This is a genomic window from Tessaracoccus lubricantis (genome assembly GCF_039544535.1).
GTDB lineage: Bacteria > Actinomycetota > Actinomycetes > Propionibacteriales > Propionibacteriaceae > Arachnia > Arachnia lubricantis.
On the sequence record NZ_BAABLV010000031.1, the window covers coordinates 118918 to 138926 of the forward strand.

A 20009-nucleotide genomic window follows, 5' to 3' on the forward strand; every position below is an offset into this window, starting at 1 on the left:
TCGAAGCACCCGCCGTTTCCTGAGCCGCGAGTCCTACGAGCGGTCGAAGGACCGGCGAGCTGACACACAACCCTGACACAACGCCCAGCGCCCATCGACCGGGCGCTGGGCGCCCGGCTCAGGGAACGCCGTTTCCTGAGCCGCGAGTCCTACGAGCGGTCGAAGGACCGGCGAGCTGACACACAACCCTGACACAACGCCCAGCGCCCATCGACCGGGCGCTGGGCGCCCGGCTCAGGGAACGCCGTTTCCTGAGTCGCGAGTCCTACGAGCGGTCGAAGGACCGGCGAGCTGACACACAACCCCGCGCCAACGCCCAGCGCCCATCGACCGGGCGCCGGGCGCCCGGCTCAGGGAACGCCGTTTCCTGAGCCGCGAGTCCTACGAGCGGTCGAAGGACCGGCGAGCTGACACACAACCCTGACACAACGCCCAGCGCCCATCGACCGGGCGCCGGGCGCCCGGCTCAGGGATCCTTCGTGTCCCTCTCACAGCGAACGCACAGTTGTCACACCTTCTGCTCTGCCCTTCGCGACATCTAGTCTCATCCCATGCTGGAAGACATCCTCGGGCTGCCGGCCCATCCGCTGTTCGTGCACCTGCCGGTGGTCCTGCTGCCGCTGTCGGCGCTCGGCATCTTCGCGCTCACGCTGAAGCCGGCGTGGCGACCCCGGTTCGCCATCGTCGTGCTGGGGGTGCTCGCGCTCGGGGCGCTCGGCGCGGTCGGCGCCTGGGCGACCGGCGACGACCTAGCGGCGAAGGTCGGCCTTCCCGTGCAGCACTCGGAGCTGGGGATGTGGACGACGCTGGCCGCCGTCGTGCTGCTGGTGGTGGGTGGAATCTGGCTGTGGCGGGTCCGCAGGGCGGACCCGGCGTCGGAGCGGGGCGTGTTCGGCTGGGTGGTTTCGGCCCTTGCCCTGGTGGTGCTGGTGCTGATCACCCTCACCGGCCATTCCGGCGCGACGGCGGCCTGGTCCGGCGTGGAGGGCGCGACCTCTGTCGTCGAGCGCCAGACGGCCACGCCTGAGCCGACCGCGCCTGAGCCGACCGAGCCGTCCACGGGCAGCACGGACGCCAGCCCCACTCCCACCGCTGGCGGGGTGACCAGCGAGGCGACCACGCCGACCCCGGCCGGCTACACCATGGCCGACGTCGAGGCCCACGACACACCCGAGGACTGCTGGGTGGCGATCAACGGCAACGTCTACGACGTGACGGAGTGGATCCCCCAACACCCCGGCGGCCCGGACCGGATCATCGCGCTGTGCGGCACCGACGCGACGGCACAGTTCACTGGCCAGCATGCGCAGACCGACGTCGCGAAGGCGACCCTCGAGACCTTCCTGCTGGGCCCACTCGGCTGATCGTCAGTAGGGGTGCTGGTAGAAGTAGACCCAGCCGGCGATCACGAGGATCAGCAGCACGGTCGACACGATGACCATCGACGTCTTGCGTCGCGAGACGCCTGTCACGATGCCGGCCACTGCAGCCAGGCAGAGCAGAACTGCGACGACCATGTCGGCCTCCCCAAGCCAGCGGGCTGTTCGTCACGCCCCTTCGTCCGATTCTCGCACCCGGGGCGCCCCATCGCTGGGTTCTTCGCCAGGCTCCGGAAAGTTCTTTCACACCGCACTTACTACTACCTTGCGTAGTAATGTTGCCCCGTGTTGAAGACACGCCCCACGACGGCAGCGCTCGCTTGGTCCGTCCCCATCGCTGCCCTCGTGACCATCGCCAGCGGCGTCGGGCTGACGGTGCCCGCCGTGTACGCCCAGGAGACGGTGAACTGGACGCTGCAGGCCAAGGGCCAGGACATTGGGAACCTCGTCGCGGTGGTCGTGCTGCTCGCTTCGGCCATCCTGCACCGACGGGGCACACCCCGCGCGGGCCTGATCTGGCTGGGCACGCTCCTGTACCTCGTCTATGCCTACCTCGTGTACGCGATGGCGGTGCACTTCAACGGCCTGTTCCTGGTCTACGTCGCCGTCCTGGGCCTCAGCGGTTACGCCATCATCCACTGCATCGGCGGCCTGCGCCGCACGGAAACTGGATTCCCCGACGGCGGCCGCAGGCGGCTGGCGGCCTGGACGCTGCTGGGCACCGGCGTCCTCTTCGCCCTGCGGTGGCTGTCGGAGCTCGTCCCGGCGCTGGCCTCCGGCGGGGCGCCGGCCAGCCTGGGAGAGGCAGGGCTCGTGGTGAACCCCATCCACGTCATCGACCTCTCCATGGTCCTCCCGGCCTTCATCGTCACCGGCGCGTTGGCCGTGCGCGACCGGGCCGCCGGCCTGTTCTGGCTCGGCCCGTGGCTGGCGTTCTCCGTGCTGATGGGCAGCAGCATCGTCGCTGCCATGGTGCTGATCGCGACGGCGGGATTCCCGGGCACGCTACCCCCCGCCGTCATGGTCTCGGTCATCGTCATCCTCAGCGCCGTGGCGCTCGTGCGGTACCTCCCGCGGCGAGCGCGCTGAGCTCCTGGCTCAGGGCGTGGCCTGCGGCGTCGACCCGGACGTGTTCCGCGTCGCCGTGGACTGCCACGCCCAGGCGACCGGCGTAGGACATGGCCGCGAAGCCCAACCGTACGTTGCCCTGGATGGGAGCGACGGGCCACGCCATGATGAGGGGCGCACCGGCCACTGACAGCGGCCGCTCCGGCCCCCGCACGTTCGTCGCGAACAGGGCGATGAAGCGCTGGTGGCGCGCGAGCCGGGCGAACAGCCGCGATCCCCAACGGCTGCGCGTCAGCTCGAACGTTCCCTGTGCGCGAGCCGCCGTCTTCGCAGCACCGGTCACCACGGCGATCGCGGCAAGCCTCTCCATCACGTCAGCGACACCCGTGCGCAGCGGCACCATCATGACCCCGACGGCGTTGCCGGACCTTCCCCGGTCCGGTAGCGCCACCGGCACGCTGGCGGGCAGCACGAGTGGCACGTCTCGTCCGTCGGCGCGCAACGCCGCCTCCGCGGCACCCGCCACCGCCGCGAGCAGCGCATCGTTGACGGTGCCGCCCACGCACTTGGCGGCGGCCGCCAGCGCCGCAACCTCGACGTCGGCGAACACCACGCCGCGGCGCGGCCCGATGGGCCCGAGCAGTGCCGTGCGCGGCACGCTCGCCCTGAACACCGCCCCCACCCTCCTGGCGCCCCGGGACGCGTGACGCAGCCGCACGACCCACGGCCGGCGCGGTGCAGTGACCGCCTCCGGCGAAGTGGCCCTCGACGGCGGCTCCTCCCCGAACAGGTCCTGCGCCAGACGCACCCCGGCCACGCCGTCGACCACGCTGTGGTGCACGCGCAGCACGACGCCCGGGCCCTCCGGACCTGCGCCCGGCACCACCAGCATCTCCCACCGCGGACGGTCCATCGGGAGTGGTCTGGTCATGAGCGTCGCGACCATGTCCTCGAAGCCCCCGCAGCCGTCCACCGGGTCGGTGAGTCGCACGTGCCACTGCAGGTCGAGCCAGCAGTCGCGCCACACCAGCGACCGCACCTCCCGCTCCACGCGCTGGGCGAACCGCACGAGGGTGGAACCCTCGACGGGTCCGGCGAGCCGCGCGGCCAGCGCGGCCCTCAGCGTCGCCATGTCGATGCCACCGGGCATGACGAAGCCGCCGATGCCGAGTAGCCCGGCGAGGAGGAAGACGTTGACCTGCTGCGGCGAGTCGATCTCGATGTTGGAGGCATCAGCCCCGCTCAGGCGCTCCCCACCGCCCCGGCGGTGGAGCGAGTTGGCGGGACGGGGCCCCGAGCCGTGCACCATGGGCTGATCCTGCTCTCGGTGCAGACGCCCGTCAAGGCCCCGTCCTGAGCCGCCGTGCCCGGTCCCCCATACAACAGAACTCCGGCCCAGGAGAACCTGGGCCGGAGTCCGGTGGTGCGCGCGAGAGGAGTTGAACCTCCACGCCCTTGCGGGCACCGGCACCTGAAGCCGGCGCGTCTGCCATTCCGCCACGCGCGCATTGGGCCTTGCGACCCGACGACAAACATTAGCATCCCCCGCCCGCGACGCACAAAACGAGGGGGCGGGGGTAGCTGGGCTGTCAGGGGACGAGGTAGCCCGCGGCCCTGAACAGTTCGTACCACTCGGGACGCGTCAGTTCGACGTCGGCCCCTGCGGCCGCCTTCGTGACCCGCTCGGGGGTCGTCGTGCCGAGCACCACCTGGATGTTGGCCGGGTGGCGCGTGATCCACGCCGTCGCGATCCCCTCCGGCGCGACGCCGTACTTCGCGGCCAGGCGGTCGATCACCTCGTTGAGCTCGGGGTACTCGGGGCTGCCGAGGAACACGCCGTTGAAGAACGCGGCCTGGAACGGAGACCACGCCTGCACGGTGATGTCGTGCAGGCGGCAGTAGTCGAGGATGCCCAGGTCCAGGCTGGGCGACTGCTTCACGTCCACCATGTTGGCGGCCACGCCCTGCGCGACGATCGGCGCATGCGTGATCGACAACTGCAGCTGGTTCGCGACGAAGGGCTGGCGCACGTAGCGGCGCAGCAGCTCGACCTGGTTCGGCGTGTGGTTGGAGACGCCCACGTGGCGCACCTTGCCGGCGGTGACCACCTCGTCGAGCGCCCGTGCCACCTCCTCCGGCTCGACCAGCGCATCGGGCCGGTGCAGCAGGAACACGTCGATGTAGTCGGTGTCCAGCGCCTTGAGCGAGTCGTCGACCTGGCGCACGAGGTGCCCGTAGGAGAAGTCGAAGAACGGGCCGTCCTTGTTGATGCCGGCCTTCGTCTGCAGGATGATTTCGCCCCGCTCCGACGGCGACAACCGCAGCGCCTCCGAGAACCGCTTCTCGCACCCGTGGTAGGGCGCCGAGCCGTAGATGTCGGCGTGGTCGAAGAAGTTGATCCCCGCCTCCCGGGAGGCGGTGTACAGCGCGCGTACCTCGTCGTCCGTCTTGTCCTGGATGCGCATGACGCCGGTGACGACGGCGGGGACCTCCAGGTCCGTCGTGCCGAGGGTGAACTTCTTCATGGGTGCTCCTTCGCCGCCCGCACCGCCGGCGGGCTTGTCGCCCCCAGCCTATTACCGAGGGCCCCGCCCGCGCGGGGCTCAGGCCTCGATGGCGCGACGGTGGCCCGCGTGCCGCGCGAGCAGGTCGCGGTGCACGGCCGCGAGGTCGGTCGACACCTCGAGGAGGTCGTGCTGCGCGGCCAGGAGTCGGCCCGCCTCCGTCAGGTCTGGCGCCTCGCCGGAGAGGATCGCCCGGGCCGAGGCCTCGAACTCCTCGGTGGTGGCGGCCCGGTGCACGGCCACCTCGTGGAGCCAGCCGTCGTACACCGGGATGTCGCGCACCAGCACCGGCACGCCGCTGGACAGCGCCTCGAGCACCACGATGCCCTGCGTCTCCTCGTGCGACATGAAGCAGAACAGGTCTGCGCCGGCGTAGGCGTCGCGCACCTCGTCAGGCGGGATGTGGCCCAGGAGGTGCAGGTTGGCCGGCGTGTTCGCCAGCGCGGCCCGCACGTCGGGGGTCATGGCCGCGTTGGGCGCGGTACCGGCCCAGAAGAAGTCGACATCCGGCATGGAGCGCGCCAGGTCGACGTACTCGAGGATGCCCTTGCGCACCATGAGGTGCCCCACGCTCAGCACCACGCGACGGTCCGACGCGATGCCGTGCTTGCGGCGGAACCGGCCCCTCGCCTCGTCCCCACCGGAGAAGAAGCGCGTGTCGACGCCATTGGTGAGCACCCGGATGGGGGCGGTGATGCGGTAGTTCTCGATGATGCCGCGGGAGTAGGGGGTGGGGGTGACGACGACGTCGCCACGCCGGTACACGACGCCCAGCCACTTCTCGAACAGGGGCGCGAACGTGCGGGCACCCACCCAGGACTGCTCGAAGTCCTCACGCGTGGAGTGTGCGAACACGACGACGGGGATGCCCAGCGCCTTGGCCATGAGGCCCACGAGCACCGAGTCGGGGAAGATCGTGTTGAGCTGCACGATGTCGGGACGCTTCCACAGCTTCACCAACTGGGAGCCCAGGTTGCGCAACATCTTTGCCTGGTGCCGCATCGCGGACCCCACGCCGCTGCGCTCCATCAGCTTGCCCGCGCCCGAGTACAGGCACACGCGCAGCCCACCGAGGGGGCGCGCCTCCGTCGTGGTCATCAGAGTCCCAGCCATGGGAACACCGCCCTCAGGATGGCCATCACGCCAGTTGTGTACAACAGCACTCCCCACGGCTTGCACAGGACAATGATCAACAGGTACGTGCGCCACCGCATCGCGGTGAGCCCGGCCAAGTAACACAGTACGTCGTCCGGGGCCAACGGGAGTGCAATCGCGATCGCAAAATACTTGGTGAATTTTGGATGGTCCAGCAATTTCCCGTAGCGCGCCAGCGTGCGTTCCGAGAACCGGGCGAAGGCGAGGTCGCGGCCCACGTGCCGCGAGATGAAGAACACCACGATCGACCCCAGCACGGTGGCGAGGTACGCGTAGATCGTCCCCTCGACGTGGCCGAAGATGATCGGCGCGGAGATGATGGTGCCGGAACCGGGGATGACCGGGAACACCGACTCCAGCGAGCCGGCGGCGATGAACGCCAGCGGGGCGAGCACGCCGAAGCCGTCGACGAACTCCCGCAACGAGGCCACCGACGTGAGGACGCCGCTGGTGAAGCCCAGCACCACCAGCGTGGCCACCCCGGCCAGCCCCAGCAGCGTCATGGCGTGGAAGATCGTCTTCAGGTGCCGGGCATGTGCGGGGTCGGCCGGTGCCGTGACATCTTCATGCTCCAGCGGCTCGTCCATGGCCTCCCCTTGTGTCGGGACAATGCTCCCCTGATCAGTGTGCATGCCCGAGGCTTCAAGAGTCGTCATGCGTCCATCCTCGATCACGTGTCGCGCCCCGGGCATCCGGCCAACGTCTTGTTCGGCCCCCAACCTAAGTCGCATTTCCTCGGGGTTCGCTCAGGGTTGTCGCCCCGGGCGGATGCGAGATTCCGCACGGCCACCGTTGGGCCCAAACCATCGACCGCGACATACTGGAGCCACCCGACCCCTTGAAGGAGCACGCGATGGCACTCGCCACCCCCACCCCGTCCAGCGCAGACATCGGCGTCACCGGCATGGGCGTCATGGGCAAGAACCTGGCCCGCAACCTCGCACGTCACGGCCACAAGGTGGCAATCCACAACCGCACCGCCTCCCGCACCGAGGCCGTCGTGGCCGAGCACGGCGAGGAGGGCACCTTCATCCCCGCCGGGTCGATGGACGACTTCGTCGCCTCGCTGAGCTCACCCCGCGTCGCGATCATCATGGTCCAGGCCGGGGCAGCCACCGACGCCGTCATCGAGGAGCTCGCCTCGCGCATGGACGAGGGCGACATCATCGTCGACTGCGGCAACGCACTGTTCTCCGACACCCGCCGTCGCGAGGCTGCCTTGCGCGAGCGCGGCCTGCACTTCGTCGGGTGCGGCGTCTCCGGGGGCGAGGAGGGCGCCCTCCTCGGCCCGTCGATCATGCCCGGCGGCTCCGTCGAGTCCTACAAGCGTCTGGGGCCCATGCTGGAGTCGATCTCCGCGCACGTCGACGGCGAACCCTGCTGCACGCACGTGGGCGCCGACGGCGCCGGCCACTTCGTCAAGATGGTCCACAACGGCATCGAGTACGCCGACATGCAGGTGATCGGCGAAGCCTACGACCTCCTCCGCCGCGCGCTGGGCCTGACGCCTGCCGAGATCGCCGACATCTTCGCCGAGTGGAACGAGGGCGACCTCGACTCCTACCTCATGGAGGTCTCCGTCGAGGTGCTGCGTCGGGTCGACGCCCGCAGCGGCAAGCCGCTCGTCGACGTGATCGTGGACGCCGCCGGCCAGAAGGGCACCGGCGCCTGGACCACCCAAACGGCGTTGACGCTCGGCGTGCCGGTCACCGGCATCGGCGAGGCGACGTTCGCGCGTGGCCTGTCGTCGTCGCCGGTGCAACGCGAGGGCGCCCGCGAGTTCGCGGCCGAGGCCGCCGACTGGGACGTCCAGGACCGCGACGCCTTCATCGAGGACGTCCGCCAGGCCCTGTACGCCTCCAAGCTCGTGGCCTACAGCCAGGGCTTCAACCTCATCCAGGCCGCGGCCGCCGAATACGGCTGGGACATCAGCCTGGGCGACATGGCCCGCATCTGGCGCGCCGGCTGCATCATCCGCGCCCGCTTCCTCGGCGAGGTGACCCGCGCCTACGAGGCAAACGCCGACCTTCCGCTGCTCATCGGCGACTCCTACTTCCACCACAAGGTCGTCGCCGCGCTGCCGTCGTGGCGCAGGGTCGTCAGTCTTTCAGCGCTGCACGGCGTGCCTGCCCCCGTGTTCTCGTCTTCGCTGTCCTACTACGACGGCGTGCGCAGTGACCGCCTGCCCGCTGCGCTGATCCAGGGCCAGCGTGACTACTTCGGCGCCCACACCTACAAGCGCGTCGACTCCGAGGGCAGCTTCCACGTGCTGTGGGCCACCGAGGACCGCAAGGAAGTCGAGGCCTGACATGCAGCTGCGGGAAGACGCCACCTGGGCACTCGTCGTTCCCACCTCCATGGGCGTGCGCATCACGCCGGAGAACCGGCAGCCGGTGCACAGCTCGAACCGCTTCCTGATGACGGCCACCTCGGCCGAGACCAACGTCGCGTCCGTGCCGTCGCACCTGGGCATGCCGGTCAAGGTGCTCACGCGCTTCGTCGACGGCTCGCCGATCTCGGCGTTCATCCGCGCCGACCTCAGGGCCCGCGGCATGGCCTACGAGGGGCCGGCCGTGCCTCAGGGCGACGCGTGGGGCCACCGCCACCAGTTCAACATCGCCGACTCCGGCTACGGCGGCCGCGCGCCCCGCGTGTGGAACGACCGCGCCGGCGAGGTGGGCCTTGACCTCGACATCGCCGACTACGACCTCGACAAGCTCTTCGCCGACGAGGGCGTGAAGATCCTGCACCTGTCCGGCCTGGTCGCGGCCCTGTCGCCGAAGACCTCGCAGTTCTGCGTCGAGCTGGCCCGCACGGCGAAGCAGCATGGCACCGCGATCAGCTTCGACCTCAACTTCCGGGCCTCCTTCTGGAAGGGCCGCGAGGACGAGCTGCACGCCGCGTTCCACGAGATCGCCCAGCTCTGCGACATCCTCTACGGCAATGAGGAAGACTTCCAGCTCTGCCTCGGCATCCCGGGGCCGGAGGCCGGAGGCGAGGACATCGACGACGAGATCGGCAGCTTCAAGGCCATGATCGCCCGTATCTCCGAGCGCTACCCCGATGCGTCGTACATCGGCACGTCGCTGCGCGAGGTCGTCTCCGCCAACCACCACCGCTGGGGCATGATCCTGTGGGGCGAGGGCCACTTCCACGTCGCCCAACTGCGCGACATCGACGTCCTCGACCGCATCGGTGGCGGCGACGGATCGATCGGCGGCGTCCTCTACGGCCTGCTGAGCGGCTGGCCGGCCGAGAAGAGCATGCAGTTCGGATGGGCGACGGGGGCGCTGGCCGCCACGTCGACCAACGACTTCGGCTCCCCCGCCGACGAGGCACAGGTCTGGTCGATCTGGGAGGGCAACGCCCGCGTCCAGCGCTGACGCCGGTAACGGGGGCGCGCCCCGATAAGCTCACTGGCATGCGCGTCGCGTTCATCTCCATGCACACCTCACCGGCCGAACGGGCGGGCACCGCCGACGCCGGGGGGATGAACGTGCTCATCCGCGCCCTCGCCACCGCCCTGCAGAGGGCCTCCGGGGTGGAGGTCGAGTTCTTCACCCGCCGGTCCTCGCCGGACCAGCCCGACACCACCACGCTCGACGACGGTATCGTCCTGCACCACGTCGCCGCCGGGCCGGCGCGGCCGCTGCCCAAGAGCGGGATCGACCAGTACATCGACGAGTTCCGCGCCAACCTCGGCAGCCTCGATGACTTCGACCTGGTGCACTCCCACCACTGGATGTCCGGCGTTGCCGCGATCCCCCTTGCCCGCGCGGCCGGCATCCCGCACGTCATGACCTACCACTCCGTCGCGGCACACCCGAACTCGCCGCTGCGCGACGGCGAGCCGCCGGAGTCGCCTGCTCGGCTCGACGGCGAGATCCACTGCGCGCGCGAGTCAGACCTCATCCTGGCCGTGTCGCACCACGAGGCGGCTGTCGTGATCGGCCGCTGCCAGGCCGACCCCGAGCGCGTCGCGATCGTGCAGCCCGGCGTCGACGTCGACCTCTTCCACCCTGCCGCGCCCGGCGAGGCGTGGACGCCCAGCCCCGCCGTCGAGCCCGGCTACCTGCTGTTCGCCGCCCGCCTCCAGCCGTTGAAGGCACCCGACGTCGCGCTGCGCACGCTCGCCCTCCTGCCCGCGGCCGAACGGCCCAGCCTCGTCGTCGTGGGCCAGGTGTCCGAGGACTTCGCCGCCTACGAGGCGGAGCTGCACGGGCTGGTGGAGGAGATGGGCCTCCAGGACAGGGTCACCTTCCTGCCCGGCCAGGACCGCGAGTCCTTCGCGCAGCTCATGCGCCACGCGTCGGTGCTGCTGGTGCCGTCACATTCGGAGACGTTCGGGCTGGTGGCGCTCGAGGCCTCCGCGTCCGGGGTGCCCGTGCTGGCAGCGGCCGCCGGCGGCCTCACGGAGGCCATCTGCAACACCCACACCGGCCTGCTGGTCCCCACGCACAACCCGCACGACTGGGCCGCGCAACTCCTCCCCCTCCTGCGCGACCCGGCCCGGCGCGAGGAACTCGGCCGCACGGGCCGCGAGCGCGCCGAGCGCATGACGTGGGCGCACGCGGCCCAGCACACCGTCGAGAACTACCGGCGCGCGCTGGCGAAGGGCCGGGTGCAGCGGGTGGCGTTCGTGCATGCGCACCCCGACGACGAGACCCTGGCCTCGGGGGCGCTCATCGCGCACCTGGCCGAGGAGGGCGTCACGGTGTCGCTGCTCACCGCGACCCGCGGCGAGATGGGTGAGGTCGTCCCCGGCCCGCTGTCCGGCTTGGCGGGCACGGCCGAGCTGGAGCGCCGCCGCGAGGCCGAACTGGCCGGCGCCGTCGACTCCCTCGGGGTCGCCGTCCACGCCTACCTGGGCATGCCGCCCGCCCGCGCGGCGGGGCGGGAGCCGCGGCGCTACCTGGACTCCGGCATGCAGTGGGTCACGGAACACGTGGCGGGCCCGGCGGACTCCTCCGACGAACGCTCGCTCTTCGCCGCCGACGATGCGGAGGCCGTCGCCGACATCGCGGCGTTCCTCCGCCGCACGCACGCCGACCTCGCCGTCAGCTACGACGACGACGGCGGCTACGGCCACCCCGACCACGTGCGGCTGCACCACCTCACCAGGGCCGCGGCCGCGGAGGTCGGCATCCCGTACGCCTCGCTCACCCCTGACCGGGCGAAGGCAGACGTGTGGGTCGAGTTGGAGCGCTACCGCCCGCGCGTCCTGGAGGCGCTGCGCCACCACCGCACCCAGCTCACGGTGCACGACGAGCACCACATCACCCACAGCGGCGGCCAGCCCGACACCATCCTCACCTCGACTGGCCTACGCGGCGGCGTGCCCCGTCTGCCGTGAGGATAGGCTGCCTCACATGCGCCTGATCCTGATCCGTCACGGGGAGACAGACTCCAACGTCAACCGCCAGCTCGACACCGCCCACCCGGGGGCACCGTTGAACCAGACGGGGCTCGCGCAGGCCGAAGCCCTCGTCGAGGCGATCGCCGACGAGCGGATCGACGTGCTGTACGCCTCCACCCTGATCCGCGCGCAACAGACGGCCGCTCCGCTGGCGAAGTCGCGCGGGCTGGAGCCCATCATCGTCGACGGCATCCAAGAGATCGCCGCCGGCGTCGAGGAGATGAGCACCGACTGGACCAACTACGTCGGCATCCTCAACACCTGGCACCCCGAGAACCAGGACATCGGCCTCGAGGGCGGCGAGACGGCACGCGAGTTCATGACCCGCTTCAGCAACGCGGTCGCCGCCATGGAGCAGGCCGGCGACGAGCACGTCGCGCTGGTCAGCCACGGTGCGGCGCTGCGGGTGTGGGCCATCTGGCAGGACCCGGAGATCGGCTTCGACAACGCCCCGCCGCTCAAGAACACCCAGTGGATCGTGCTCAACGGATCGTCGGAGGGCGGCTGGAGGATCGAGCGTTGGGGCGACTTCACCGTCGGGGCCACGTCCAACTGAGCCCCACTCCAGCGACTCCCCGGTCGTTTTGGACAGCGTCTTTGTCCATGGACAATTGCTCAGCACATTCTGGCTGCCCTGAAAACGTTATTGCTTCTAGAATGGTGCACGATCAGCCCAACGGCGGGCTGCCTAGGGGAAACACGGAAGTTGGGTCATCAGCACCATGCCTAACACAAAGCCATATGTAGTGGACATTACGATCGACCGCGAGAGCGCCGTGCCGCTCCACGCGCAGATCGCCGAGCCCTTGGCACATCTCATCGAGTCGGGCGACATCGCCCCCGGCACCCGCCTCGAGGACGAGGTCTCGATGGCTGCCCGCCTGCGCGTGTCCCGGCCCACGGCCCGCCGCGCGATGGAGACGCTCACCAACCGGGGGGCTCATCGTCAGGCGGCGGGGGGCCGGCACGCAGGTCACGCCGATGCGGGTGCACCGGCCCATGTCGCTCAGTTCCCTCAACGACGACTTGGAGAAGTCGGGCGTCGACCCGACCACCACAGTCCTGGAATGGCTGCAGGAGCCCGCCACGCCGGGCATCGCCGCGGCGTTGAACCTCGAGGTGGGGACGGACGTCGTCTACTTCAAGCGGCTGCGGATGCTGCGCGACGAGCCCCTGGCCCTGATGCAGAACTGGCTGCCGGCCGCCATCGCCCCCACCCGCGAGGATCTGGCGGACAAGGGCTTCTACGCCTGCCTCCGCGAGCGCGACATCAAGGTGTCCGTGGGTTACCAGCAGATCGGCGCCCGGCTGGCCACCGCCGAGGAGGGTCGGCTCCTCAACGAGCCCGCCGGCAGCGCGCTGCTGACGATGCAGCGCACGGCCTATGACGAGCAGCACCGCGCCGTCGAGTTCGGGATGCACGTGTACCGCGCGTCCATGTACTCCTACGACCAGACGGTGCTCGCCTAGCGTCGCCGGTCCCTGAGCCGGGCGCCCCGCGCCCGGTCGAAGGGCCCCAAACACGACAACCAGCCCAACGACACGCCAGCCGTCCTTCGACCGCTCGCAGAGCTCGCGGCTCAGGAAACCGCTCCCTAAACGGTCGCCTCGTCCTCGTGTTCCGGGTAGCCCGAGGCCCACCTCAGCGGCAGCATCAGCCACACCACGACGAAGAACGCCCCGGCGACGGCCGCACTGATGAACGCCGCGTCCCAGCCCGCCACGACGCTGAACACCAACGCCACGACCAGCGCCAACGACAGCGCCAGGAGCGCCAGGCCCAGCTTGGTCACCAGGGCTGAGGCGCGGATCAGTTCGGGGCGCAGCCGACGGCGGAACAGCACCCGATGGAACGCCACCGGCGCGATCAGCAGCGCCGCGCTCAGCGTCGCGGCAGAGACCGCGCCGAGGTAGACCCAACGTTGCGCCATGTCGACGGCCTCGAACCGCGCCTGGAAGGGCAGCGTGTACAACAGACCGGCGAGGATCTGCACGCCGCCCTGGGTGACCCGCAGTTCCTGGAGCAGTTCGTTCCAGTGCCGGTCGAGCCGCTTGTGCTCCGGCTCCTCGTCACGCCCGATGTCCTCGGGCTCTGGCTGCGTGTTCGGCATCCGCCAAGCGTACTTCCGGGCTGGTCCGTGGGCCCATGGTTCGCGGACCCCGAAGTGCTTCCGCTGGCCCGTAAAATGTCTCCATGAGCAAGATCCGCCTCATCCTGACCACGGCTTCCGGTGTCATCGCGGCCACCACGGCGCTGCTGGGTGCGCTGCGTGACAACCCACAAATCTCGGAGAGCATCGACGGCGCCGTGGCCAAGTTGAAGGAGGCGACGAACTCGGAGAACCCGAAGCTCCGCTTCGAGGCCAAGCTGAACGCCATCGACGTGGCCGCGGAGGCGGTCGAGGAGACGTTCCCGCAGGCCGTCGAGCCGAACGGTTGGCGCCGTCAGGCCCAGGCGCTGCGGATGCGCGGCGAACTGGCGTGGAACGCGAACTCCGGCAAGGCCCGCCGCCGTGCGATGAAGGCCCTCAACGCCGAGACGGCGGAGGTCCTCGCCTCGGTCAACGAGCGGCTGATGCAGTTCCAGGCCACGCCGACCGAGGTGACCGACGGCCCCACCGCACCAAGCGGCAGCTGACGCCTCACACACGCCGCGGGCAACCGCGGCCGATCGAAATTAGATCCGGGACTCGACGGCGACCACCGTCAACACGGCACCCACCGCCGCGATGAGGGTGCCCACGAGCAGCATGGCCGGCACGCTGGTGGCGTCGAGCAGGACGCCGGCGGTCAGCGACCCGAGCACCGAGCCGCCCGACGAGGTCATCGTCATGAAGGCCTGGCCGCGGGTGCGGTCGCGGGCGGGCAGGATGCGCTCCACGTAGTACACCGAGGCCATCACCATCACCGCGAACGCCAGCGTCTGCAGCACCTGTGCCGCGTACACCCCCACCACCCCGGCGGCGAGCCACGTGGCGCCCGTCTTCACGGTGAAGAACACGCCCGCCACCTGAAGCAGGCGCCCTGGGGTCCAGCGGGCGACCACCCTGCTCCACAGCACCATGACCGGCAGTTCGGTGATTGCCGCGATCATGATGGCCGTGCCCATCTCCCCAGTGTCGCCGCCGTGGTGGCGCATGATCTGCAGCATGTAGTTGTTGATCATCGCGTGCGACGTCATGCTCAGCGTGATCCCCGCCAGCAGCGCGAAGAAGCGCCGCCACCGCGCCGGGGTCATCGGCTCCGACGGCGGCTCGAGGTCGTGCTCCGCGCCGGTCGCGACGACGGTGGCGGGGCCACGGCTGACGAACGTCAGGGTGGCCACCAGGAACAGCGCCTGGAAGGCGATCACCAGCAGCGGCACCATCACGGTGCCGGCGCTGGCCACCACCCAGCCGGCCACCACCGAGACCAGCGCGAACGTGGCGGAGCCCGCGGCGCGTGCGATGCCGAAGTTCAGCGGGATGCCGCGCGCCGCCGCGCCCATGCCGAGCGCGTTGACCAGCGGTTGCAGCAGCTGGATGCTCAGGATCATGAGGCCGAAGAACACGGCGGTCAGCAGCCAGTGCAGCCCGGGCACGACGAGGATGGCCGCGACCACGAGGATGAGCATGCCCACCCACCCGGCCCAGACGCGCAGCGGCACCCGACGGGAGCGGTCCGCCGCACCGGCGACCACCGGCTGGAGGACGGCCGACAGGCCGCCGCCGCACGCGATGACCGCGCCGACCTGCCCGTTGCTCAGCCCGGCGTCGAGCAGGTAGGCGCTGGCGAAGAGGATGATCATGCAGAAGGCGCTCCAGTAGCTGGCCTGCACCGCGGCGTAACGGGTGGTGGGGGCGGGCATCTGCGTCACCCCCGCATCCTAGGCCCCCTGCCCTGCCCCCTTGCGGACCGGACAACCGCCTGCAACCCGGGCCTCGGGAATTTATCCCTACCTGGGGACGACCCCCGATGTGGATTATCCACATCGATGGCCTTCCGGGGCAGCGATATATTCGGGCCTCGGGCAGAATCGGCCCCATGAGACGCGTACTGGGCATCGTGGTCACTGCCGTCCTCGCGCTGGCCGCCTGCTCCCCGGCGGCAGAGGCACCCGACCGGCAGGGCACCCCCAGCCCTGAGGCGCCGAACGCCACGCCGCACGTCGGCGTCCAGCTGTTCCAGTGGCCCTGGGCCTCCGTCGCCCGGGAATGCACCGAGGTCCTCGGCCCCAACCAGTTCGCCTTCGTGCTCCTCTCCCCCGCGCAGGAACATATCCAGGGTGACCAGTGGTGGACGTCCTACCAGCCGGTCAGCTACCAGCTCGAGTCCAAGCTGGGCACGCGGGCCGGGTTCCAGCAGATGGTGGCCGCCTGCCACGACGCCGGCGTCGAGGTGGTGGCCGACGCGGTCATCAACCACATGGCCGGCATCGACGGGGGCACCGGGGTGGCGGGTAGCGCGTTCACGCATTACGACTACCCCGGCCTCTACGCGGACGCCGACTTCCACCACTGCGACACCGCTTCCGGCGACATCGAGAACTACCTGGACCAGCAGCAGATCCAGGAGTGCGAACTCAGCAACCTGGCCGACCTCCGCACGGAGGACGCTGCCGTCCGGGAGAAGATCGTCGCCTACCTGGACGACCTCGTCGGCTTGGGCGTGGACGGCTTCCGCATCGACGCCGCCAAGCACATGCGTGCCTCCGACGTGCAGGCGATCGTCGAGCAGGTCGACGGCGACCCGCTGATCATCTCGGAGGTCATCCGCGGCTCCGGCGAACCCGTCCAGCCCGAGGACTACCTCGACGCCGGGTCGGTGTTCGCGTTCCAGTTCGCCAAGGACGTCTCGGGCATCGTGCCCGGCGGCGCCGTGTACCGCGCCCTCGACCTGGTCGACGGCGACGTGCCGTCCGAACAGGCCTACACCTTCGTCACCAACCACGACACCGAACGCAACCGCCAGACCCTGTCCTACAAGGACCCGGACAAGTACCACCTGGCCAACGTCCTCCTGCTCGCCGTCCCCTACGGCACGCCCGTGCTGTACGGCGGCTACGCGTTCAGCGACCCCGACGCCGGCGCGCCGCAGGCCGACGGCGTGGTCACCCCAGTCGACTGCGCCGAGCCCGGAGCCATCGAGTACCCCGAGCCCGGCACCTGGCTGTGCCAGCACCGCGCCTACGCCGGGTTGGCGCAGTGGGCCGCGGTCGTCGGAGACGCCGAGCCGCAGAACGTGTGGCAGGAGGGCTACGCCGTCGCCTTCGACCGCGGCAGCCTCGGCCTGATCGCCATCAACGGCAACTCCACCAAGGCCATCGAGCCGGAGCTGACCACCAACCTCCCCGACGGCACCTACTGCGATGCGCTCGCCCCCGACGACTGCTCCCACGAGGTGCGCGACGGCAGGGTGAAGGTTGCCGTCGCGCCGATGACCGCGGTCGCCCTCTACGTCCCCTGACCCAGCCGCCCCCGCGCGGAGGGGAAGGGCCGCAAGACGCCCGCGACCACCACCACCTGCCCCCTAGACTCGGCGACATGCTCACCACGCCCGCGCCGCTCGTCCTCGGAGGCCGGCGCTTCGACGCGTCCCGCCCAGCTGTCATGGGCATCATCAACCGCAACAGCGACTCCTTCTACAGCCCCGCCCGCTACGCCGATGCCACCGCCGCCGTCGAACGCGCCAGGCAGATGATCGACGAGGGCGTGGACATCATCGACATCGGCGGCGTCCGCGCGGGCCAGGAGGGGGACTGGGTCACCGGCACCGAGGAGATCCAGCGCGTGCTGCCCGTGCTCGAGGCGCTGCGCGAACTGCCCGTGCTCACCTCGCTCGACACGTGGCGCACCGAGGTGGCCCAGGCCTGCAACGGGCTGGTCGACCTCATCAACGACACGTGGGCCGGCGCCGACGCCGACCTCGTCCACGTCGCCGCGGAGACCGGCGCCGGCTACGTCATCTCCCACACCGGCGGGCTGCCTCCGCGCACCGACCCCACCAACATCGACTACGGCCCCGGCGACGCCGTCGTCGAGCACGTCCTCAGCGGCCTGCAGGACGGCGCGAGGCGGGCCGAGGACGCCGGCCTGCCTCGGGAGCGCATCCTGATCGACCCCACGCTCGACTTCGGCAAGACGACGCTCAACTCACTGACGCTGGTGGCCAACACCCACCGCATCGTGGAGCTCGGCTATCCGGTGCTGCAGGCGATCTCCCGCAAGGACTTCGTCGGCGAAACCCTCGACCTGCCCGCCGACGAGCGGCTCGAGGGCACCCTGGCGGCCACGGCGATCTCGGCGTGGCAGGGGGCGACGGTGTTCCGTGCGCACGACGTGCGCGCCACCCGCCGGGTACTGGACATGGTGGCCTCCATCCGCGGCGACCGCCCGCCCGTGCGCTCGGACCGCGGCCGGTAGCGGCCGGGAGACGGCCGACGGGGGCGAGGGGAAAAGTCCCTTCCCTTTCTACCACCTCGACCCGGCCGGGCAATCGCCGCCCCTCCCAGTGCGCCGGATTGGCGCTGGTCTAGGGTTTAACCGTGGGTTTCACCCCCTAGAAAGACGGAGAGCTATGAGCGATCAAGCCACCAGTGCGGCCGATCTCAGCCTGGCCGCGGACTTCGACACCCCCTCCCGGGCCGACTGGGAGAAGGAGGTCCTGAAGGTCCTCAACCGAAGGCGACCGGAGGGTTCGGAGCTGACCATCGAGCAGGCCTACAAGCGCCTGACCAGCACCACCGTCGACGGCCTGACCACCAAGCCGTTGTACGTGAAGGAGGACGGCGCCGACGAGCTGGGCTTCCCGGGCGTGGCCCCGTTCGTGCGCGGCACGACGGTGCGCACCGGCGAGATGGACGCCTGGCACGTCGCCCAGCTCCACGAGGACCCCGACGCTGCGGAGACGCGCCGCTTCATCCTGCAGGACCTGGAGCGCGGCGGCACCGCCGTCTACCTGCGCGTCGACCCCGACGCCGTCAAGCCCGAGGACCTGGCGACGGTGCTCGCCGACGTCCTGCTGGACCTCGCGCCCGTCCACCTGACCTCCAGGACGCAGCAGCTGGACGCCGCCAAGGCGCTCGCCGCCGTCCTCGAGGCCTCCGACAAGGACAGCGCCTCGTTCACCGGCAGCTTCGGCGTCGACCCCATCGGCGCCGCCGCACTCGCCGGCACCGACGCGGACCTCGGCGTGCTGAAGGACGCTGTCGAGCTCGCCAAGCCGTTCCCGGGCATCCGCCCCGTGGTGGTGGACGCCACCGTCTACCACAACGCCGGCGCCGGCGACGTGCACGAACTGGCCTACGCCGTCGCGGTGGGCGTCGACTACGTCCGCGCGCTGACCGACGCCGGGTTCACCGTCGACGAGGCGTTCGACGCCATCATGTTCCGCGTCTCCGCCACCACCAACCAGTTCGCGACGAGCTCGCGCCTGCGGGCCCTGCGCGGCCTGTGGCACCGGGTGGGCGAGGTGCTCGGCGTGGCCGAGGCAAAGCGCGGCGCCATCCAGCACGCCGTCACCTCCGAGCGCCAGATCTCCCGCGACGACGCCTACGTCAACCTGCTGCGCGGCACCATGTCGTCGTTCGCGGCGGCCGTCGGCGGCGCCGAGGTGCTGACCGTCCAGCCGTTCGACGCGGCGTGGGGGCTGCCGTCGGAGTTCTCCCGCCGGATCGCCCGCAACACCCAGCTCCTCCTCGCCGAGGAGTCCAACGTGGGCCGCGTCAACGACCCCGCGGGCGGCGCCTGGTTCGTCGAGTCGACGACCACGCAGCTGAGCGAGGCAGCCTGGGCCGTGTTCCAGCAGCTCGACGCCGACGGCTTCGCCAAGGCGCTGGCCAACGGCACCGTGGCGGCACAGCTCGACGAGCTCAACGCCTCCCGCGCGAAGCTGCTGGCCACCCGCAAGCTGCCCCTGACGGGCGTGTCGATGTTCCCGAACCACGAGGAGAAGCCGGTGGAGGCCAAGGCCCGCCCGGCCGCCCCGGAGCTCGGCGGCCTCGGCCTGGTGCGCGACTCGCAGGTCTTCGAGGACCTCCGCGACCGCGCCAACGCCGCCCGCGCCGCGGGCCACGCGCCGAAGGTCCTGCTCGCCTGCCTCGGGCAGCGCCGCGACTTCGGCGCCCGCGAGGGCTTCACCGGCAACCTGTTCCACGTCGGCGGCATCGACACCCCGCTGGCCGAGGGCACCTCGCCGGAGGACTTCGCGCGTCAGTTGAAGGAACAGGGCACCACGGTTGCGGTGCTGTGTTCCTCCGCCAAGGTCTACGCCGAGCAGGGCGTCGCCGTCGCCGAGGCCCTCCGGGCAGCCGGCGCCGAGACCGTGCTCGTGGCCGGCCAGCTCAAGGAGCTGGGCGAGGGCGGCGAGGCCGCCGTCGACGGCAACGTGTTCGACGGCATGAACGTGGTCGAGCTGCTCACCACCACCCTCGACAAGTTGGGAGCCTGA

The 20009-nt window shown here is 70.5% G+C and carries 17 protein-coding genes, 1 tRNA gene and 1 pseudogene; 11 read left to right on the forward strand and 8 right to left on the reverse strand.

Features of this window, described 5'->3' with window-relative positions:
* The first annotated feature begins 551 nt into the window (after positions 1–551).
* A complete protein-coding gene (locus tag ABEA30_RS09975; RefSeq protein WP_345582385.1) occupies positions 552–1364 on the forward strand; it encodes a cytochrome b5 domain-containing protein in 813 nt (270 codons plus the stop codon).
* 3 nt (positions 1365–1367) lie between these two features.
* Here the strand turns inward: ABEA30_RS09975 and ABEA30_RS09980 are convergent, their stop codons facing one another.
* Positions 1368–1517, reverse strand: a complete 150-nt coding sequence (locus tag ABEA30_RS09980) for a hypothetical protein (protein WP_345582387.1) — start codon at positions 1515–1517, stop codon at positions 1368–1370.
* Between the two features lie 147 nt (positions 1518–1664).
* On the opposite strand from ABEA30_RS09980, the gene ABEA30_RS09985 reads away from it, so the two are divergent.
* Positions 1665–2468: a hypothetical protein gene (locus ABEA30_RS09985; protein ID WP_345582389.1), complete on the forward strand. Its 804-nt coding sequence runs from the start codon at positions 1665–1667 to the stop codon at positions 2466–2468.
* Here ABEA30_RS09985 and ABEA30_RS09990 read toward each other — a convergent pair.
* The 5 genes from ABEA30_RS09990 to ABEA30_RS10010 all read right to left on the reverse strand — a co-directional run bounded on the left by ABEA30_RS09990 (position 2422) and on the right by ABEA30_RS10010 (position 6753).
* Complete coding sequence (locus tag ABEA30_RS09990; protein WP_345582391.1) at positions 2422–3756, reverse strand: wax ester/triacylglycerol synthase domain-containing protein; 1335 nt, start codon at positions 3754–3756, stop codon at positions 2422–2424. The genes ABEA30_RS09985 and ABEA30_RS09990 overlap by 47 nt on opposite strands.
* Before the next feature lie 112 nt (positions 3757–3868).
* Positions 3869–3954: transfer RNA gene (locus ABEA30_RS09995), tRNA-Leu, on the reverse strand.
* An 82-nt stretch (positions 3955–4036) separates the two neighbouring features.
* The gene (locus ABEA30_RS10000; RefSeq protein ID WP_345582393.1) at positions 4037–4972 is read right to left on the reverse strand and encodes an aldo/keto reductase; all 936 of its coding nucleotides are present in this window, start codon (positions 4970–4972) and stop codon (positions 4037–4039) included.
* Between the two features lie 78 nt (positions 4973–5050).
* Positions 5051–6124 (reverse strand): glycosyltransferase, encoded by a 1074-nt coding sequence (locus ABEA30_RS10005; protein ID WP_345582395.1) that lies wholly within the window; start codon positions 6122–6124, stop codon positions 5051–5053.
* Entirely contained in the window at positions 6109–6753 is a 645-nt protein-coding gene (locus ABEA30_RS10010; RefSeq protein ID WP_345582397.1) for a TVP38/TMEM64 family protein, read from the reverse strand. The genes ABEA30_RS10005 and ABEA30_RS10010 overlap by 16 nt, the downstream gene beginning before the upstream one ends.
* A gap of 266 nt (positions 6754–7019) precedes the next feature.
* On the opposite strand from ABEA30_RS10010, the gene gndA reads away from it, so the two are divergent.
* From gndA to ABEA30_RS10035, 5 genes and pseudogenes are all read left to right on the forward strand, one after another.
* Complete coding sequence (gene gndA / locus ABEA30_RS10015) at positions 7020–8474, forward strand: NADP-dependent phosphogluconate dehydrogenase (protein ID WP_345582399.1); 1455 nt, start codon at positions 7020–7022, stop codon at positions 8472–8474.
* A gap of 1 nt (position 8475) precedes the next feature.
* Entirely contained in the window at positions 8476–9549 is a 1074-nt protein-coding gene (locus tag ABEA30_RS10020; protein ID WP_345582401.1) for a PfkB family carbohydrate kinase, read from the forward strand.
* A gap of 38 nt (positions 9550–9587) precedes the next feature.
* Positions 9588–11519: a glycosyltransferase gene (locus ABEA30_RS10025; RefSeq protein ID WP_345582403.1), complete on the forward strand. Its 1932-nt coding sequence runs from the start codon at positions 9588–9590 to the stop codon at positions 11517–11519.
* A gap of 16 nt (positions 11520–11535) precedes the next feature.
* Positions 11536–12138, forward strand: a complete 603-nt coding sequence (locus ABEA30_RS10030; RefSeq protein ID WP_345582405.1) for a histidine phosphatase family protein — start codon at positions 11536–11538, stop codon at positions 12136–12138.
* A gap of 166 nt (positions 12139–12304) precedes the next feature.
* Positions 12305–13052 (forward strand): annotated as a pseudogene (locus tag ABEA30_RS10035) (GntR family transcriptional regulator).
* Positions 13053–13177: 125 nt separating this feature from the next.
* Here ABEA30_RS10035 and ABEA30_RS10040 read toward each other — a convergent pair.
* Complete coding sequence (locus ABEA30_RS10040) at positions 13178–13693, reverse strand: DUF6328 family protein (RefSeq protein WP_345582407.1); 516 nt, start codon at positions 13691–13693, stop codon at positions 13178–13180.
* A gap of 83 nt (positions 13694–13776) precedes the next feature.
* Between ABEA30_RS10040 and ABEA30_RS10045 the strand changes: the two genes are divergently transcribed.
* Entirely contained in the window at positions 13777–14220 is a 444-nt protein-coding gene (locus ABEA30_RS10045) for a hypothetical protein (protein ID WP_345582409.1), read from the forward strand.
* 39 nt (positions 14221–14259) lie between these two features.
* Here ABEA30_RS10045 and ABEA30_RS10050 read toward each other — a convergent pair whose 3' ends face one another.
* Positions 14260–15429, reverse strand: a complete 1170-nt coding sequence (locus ABEA30_RS10050; RefSeq protein WP_345582443.1) for an MFS transporter — start codon at positions 15427–15429, stop codon at positions 14260–14262.
* A 176-nt stretch (positions 15430–15605) separates the two neighbouring features.
* On the opposite strand from ABEA30_RS10050, the gene ABEA30_RS10055 reads away from it, so the two are divergent.
* The 3 genes from ABEA30_RS10055 to mutA all read left to right on the forward strand — a co-directional run bounded on the left by ABEA30_RS10055 (position 15606) and on the right by mutA (position 20009).
* Positions 15606–17027, forward strand: a complete 1422-nt coding sequence (locus tag ABEA30_RS10055) for an alpha-amylase (RefSeq protein ID WP_345582411.1) — start codon at positions 15606–15608, stop codon at positions 17025–17027.
* Positions 17028–17104: 77 nt separating this feature from the next.
* A complete protein-coding gene (gene folP / locus ABEA30_RS10060) occupies positions 17105–17983 on the forward strand; it encodes a dihydropteroate synthase (protein WP_345582413.1) in 879 nt (292 codons plus the stop codon).
* A gap of 154 nt (positions 17984–18137) precedes the next feature.
* Positions 18138–20009: a methylmalonyl-CoA mutase small subunit gene (gene mutA, locus ABEA30_RS10065; protein WP_345582415.1), complete on the forward strand. Its 1872-nt coding sequence runs from the start codon at positions 18138–18140 to the stop codon at positions 20007–20009.

Bases quoted from the DNA above. Each gene is read 5' to 3' on its own strand.
- ABEA30_RS09975 (WP_345582385.1), top strand. From the start codon at position 552: ATGCTGGAAGACATCCTCGGGCTGCCGGCCCATCCGCTGTTCGTGCAC.
- ABEA30_RS09980 (WP_345582387.1), bottom strand. From the start codon at position 1,517: ATGGTCGTCGCAGTTCTGCTCTGCCTGGCTGCAGTGGCCGGCATCGTG.
- ABEA30_RS09990 (WP_345582391.1), bottom strand. From the start codon at position 3,756: ATGGTGCACGGCTCGGGGCCCCGTCCCGCCAACTCGCTCCACCGCCGG.
- ABEA30_RS10000 (WP_345582393.1), bottom strand. From the start codon at position 4,972: ATGAAGAAGTTCACCCTCGGCACGACGGACCTGGAGGTCCCCGCCGTC.
- ABEA30_RS10005 (WP_345582395.1), bottom strand. From the start codon at position 6,124: ATGGCTGGGACTCTGATGACCACGACGGAGGCGCGCCCCCTCGGTGGG.
- ABEA30_RS10010 (WP_345582397.1), bottom strand. From the start codon at position 6,753: ATGGACGAGCCGCTGGAGCATGAAGATGTCACGGCACCGGCCGACCCC.
- gndA (WP_345582399.1), top strand. From the start codon at position 7,020: ATGGCACTCGCCACCCCCACCCCGTCCAGCGCAGACATCGGCGTCACC.
- ABEA30_RS10020 (WP_345582401.1), top strand. From the start codon at position 8,476: ATGCAGCTGCGGGAAGACGCCACCTGGGCACTCGTCGTTCCCACCTCC.
- ABEA30_RS10025 (WP_345582403.1), top strand. From the start codon at position 9,588: ATGCGCGTCGCGTTCATCTCCATGCACACCTCACCGGCCGAACGGGCG.
- ABEA30_RS10030 (WP_345582405.1), top strand. From the start codon at position 11,536: ATGCGCCTGATCCTGATCCGTCACGGGGAGACAGACTCCAACGTCAAC.
- ABEA30_RS10040 (WP_345582407.1), bottom strand. From the start codon at position 13,693: ATGCCGAACACGCAGCCAGAGCCCGAGGACATCGGGCGTGACGAGGAG.
- ABEA30_RS10045 (WP_345582409.1), top strand. From the start codon at position 13,777: ATGAGCAAGATCCGCCTCATCCTGACCACGGCTTCCGGTGTCATCGCG.
- ABEA30_RS10050 (WP_345582443.1), bottom strand. From the start codon at position 15,429: ATGCCCGCCCCCACCACCCGTTACGCCGCGGTGCAGGCCAGCTACTGG.
- ABEA30_RS10055 (WP_345582411.1), top strand. From the start codon at position 15,606: ATGAGACGCGTACTGGGCATCGTGGTCACTGCCGTCCTCGCGCTGGCC.
- folP (WP_345582413.1), top strand. From the start codon at position 17,105: ATGCTCACCACGCCCGCGCCGCTCGTCCTCGGAGGCCGGCGCTTCGAC.
- mutA (WP_345582415.1), top strand. From the start codon at position 18,138: ATGAGCGATCAAGCCACCAGTGCGGCCGATCTCAGCCTGGCCGCGGAC.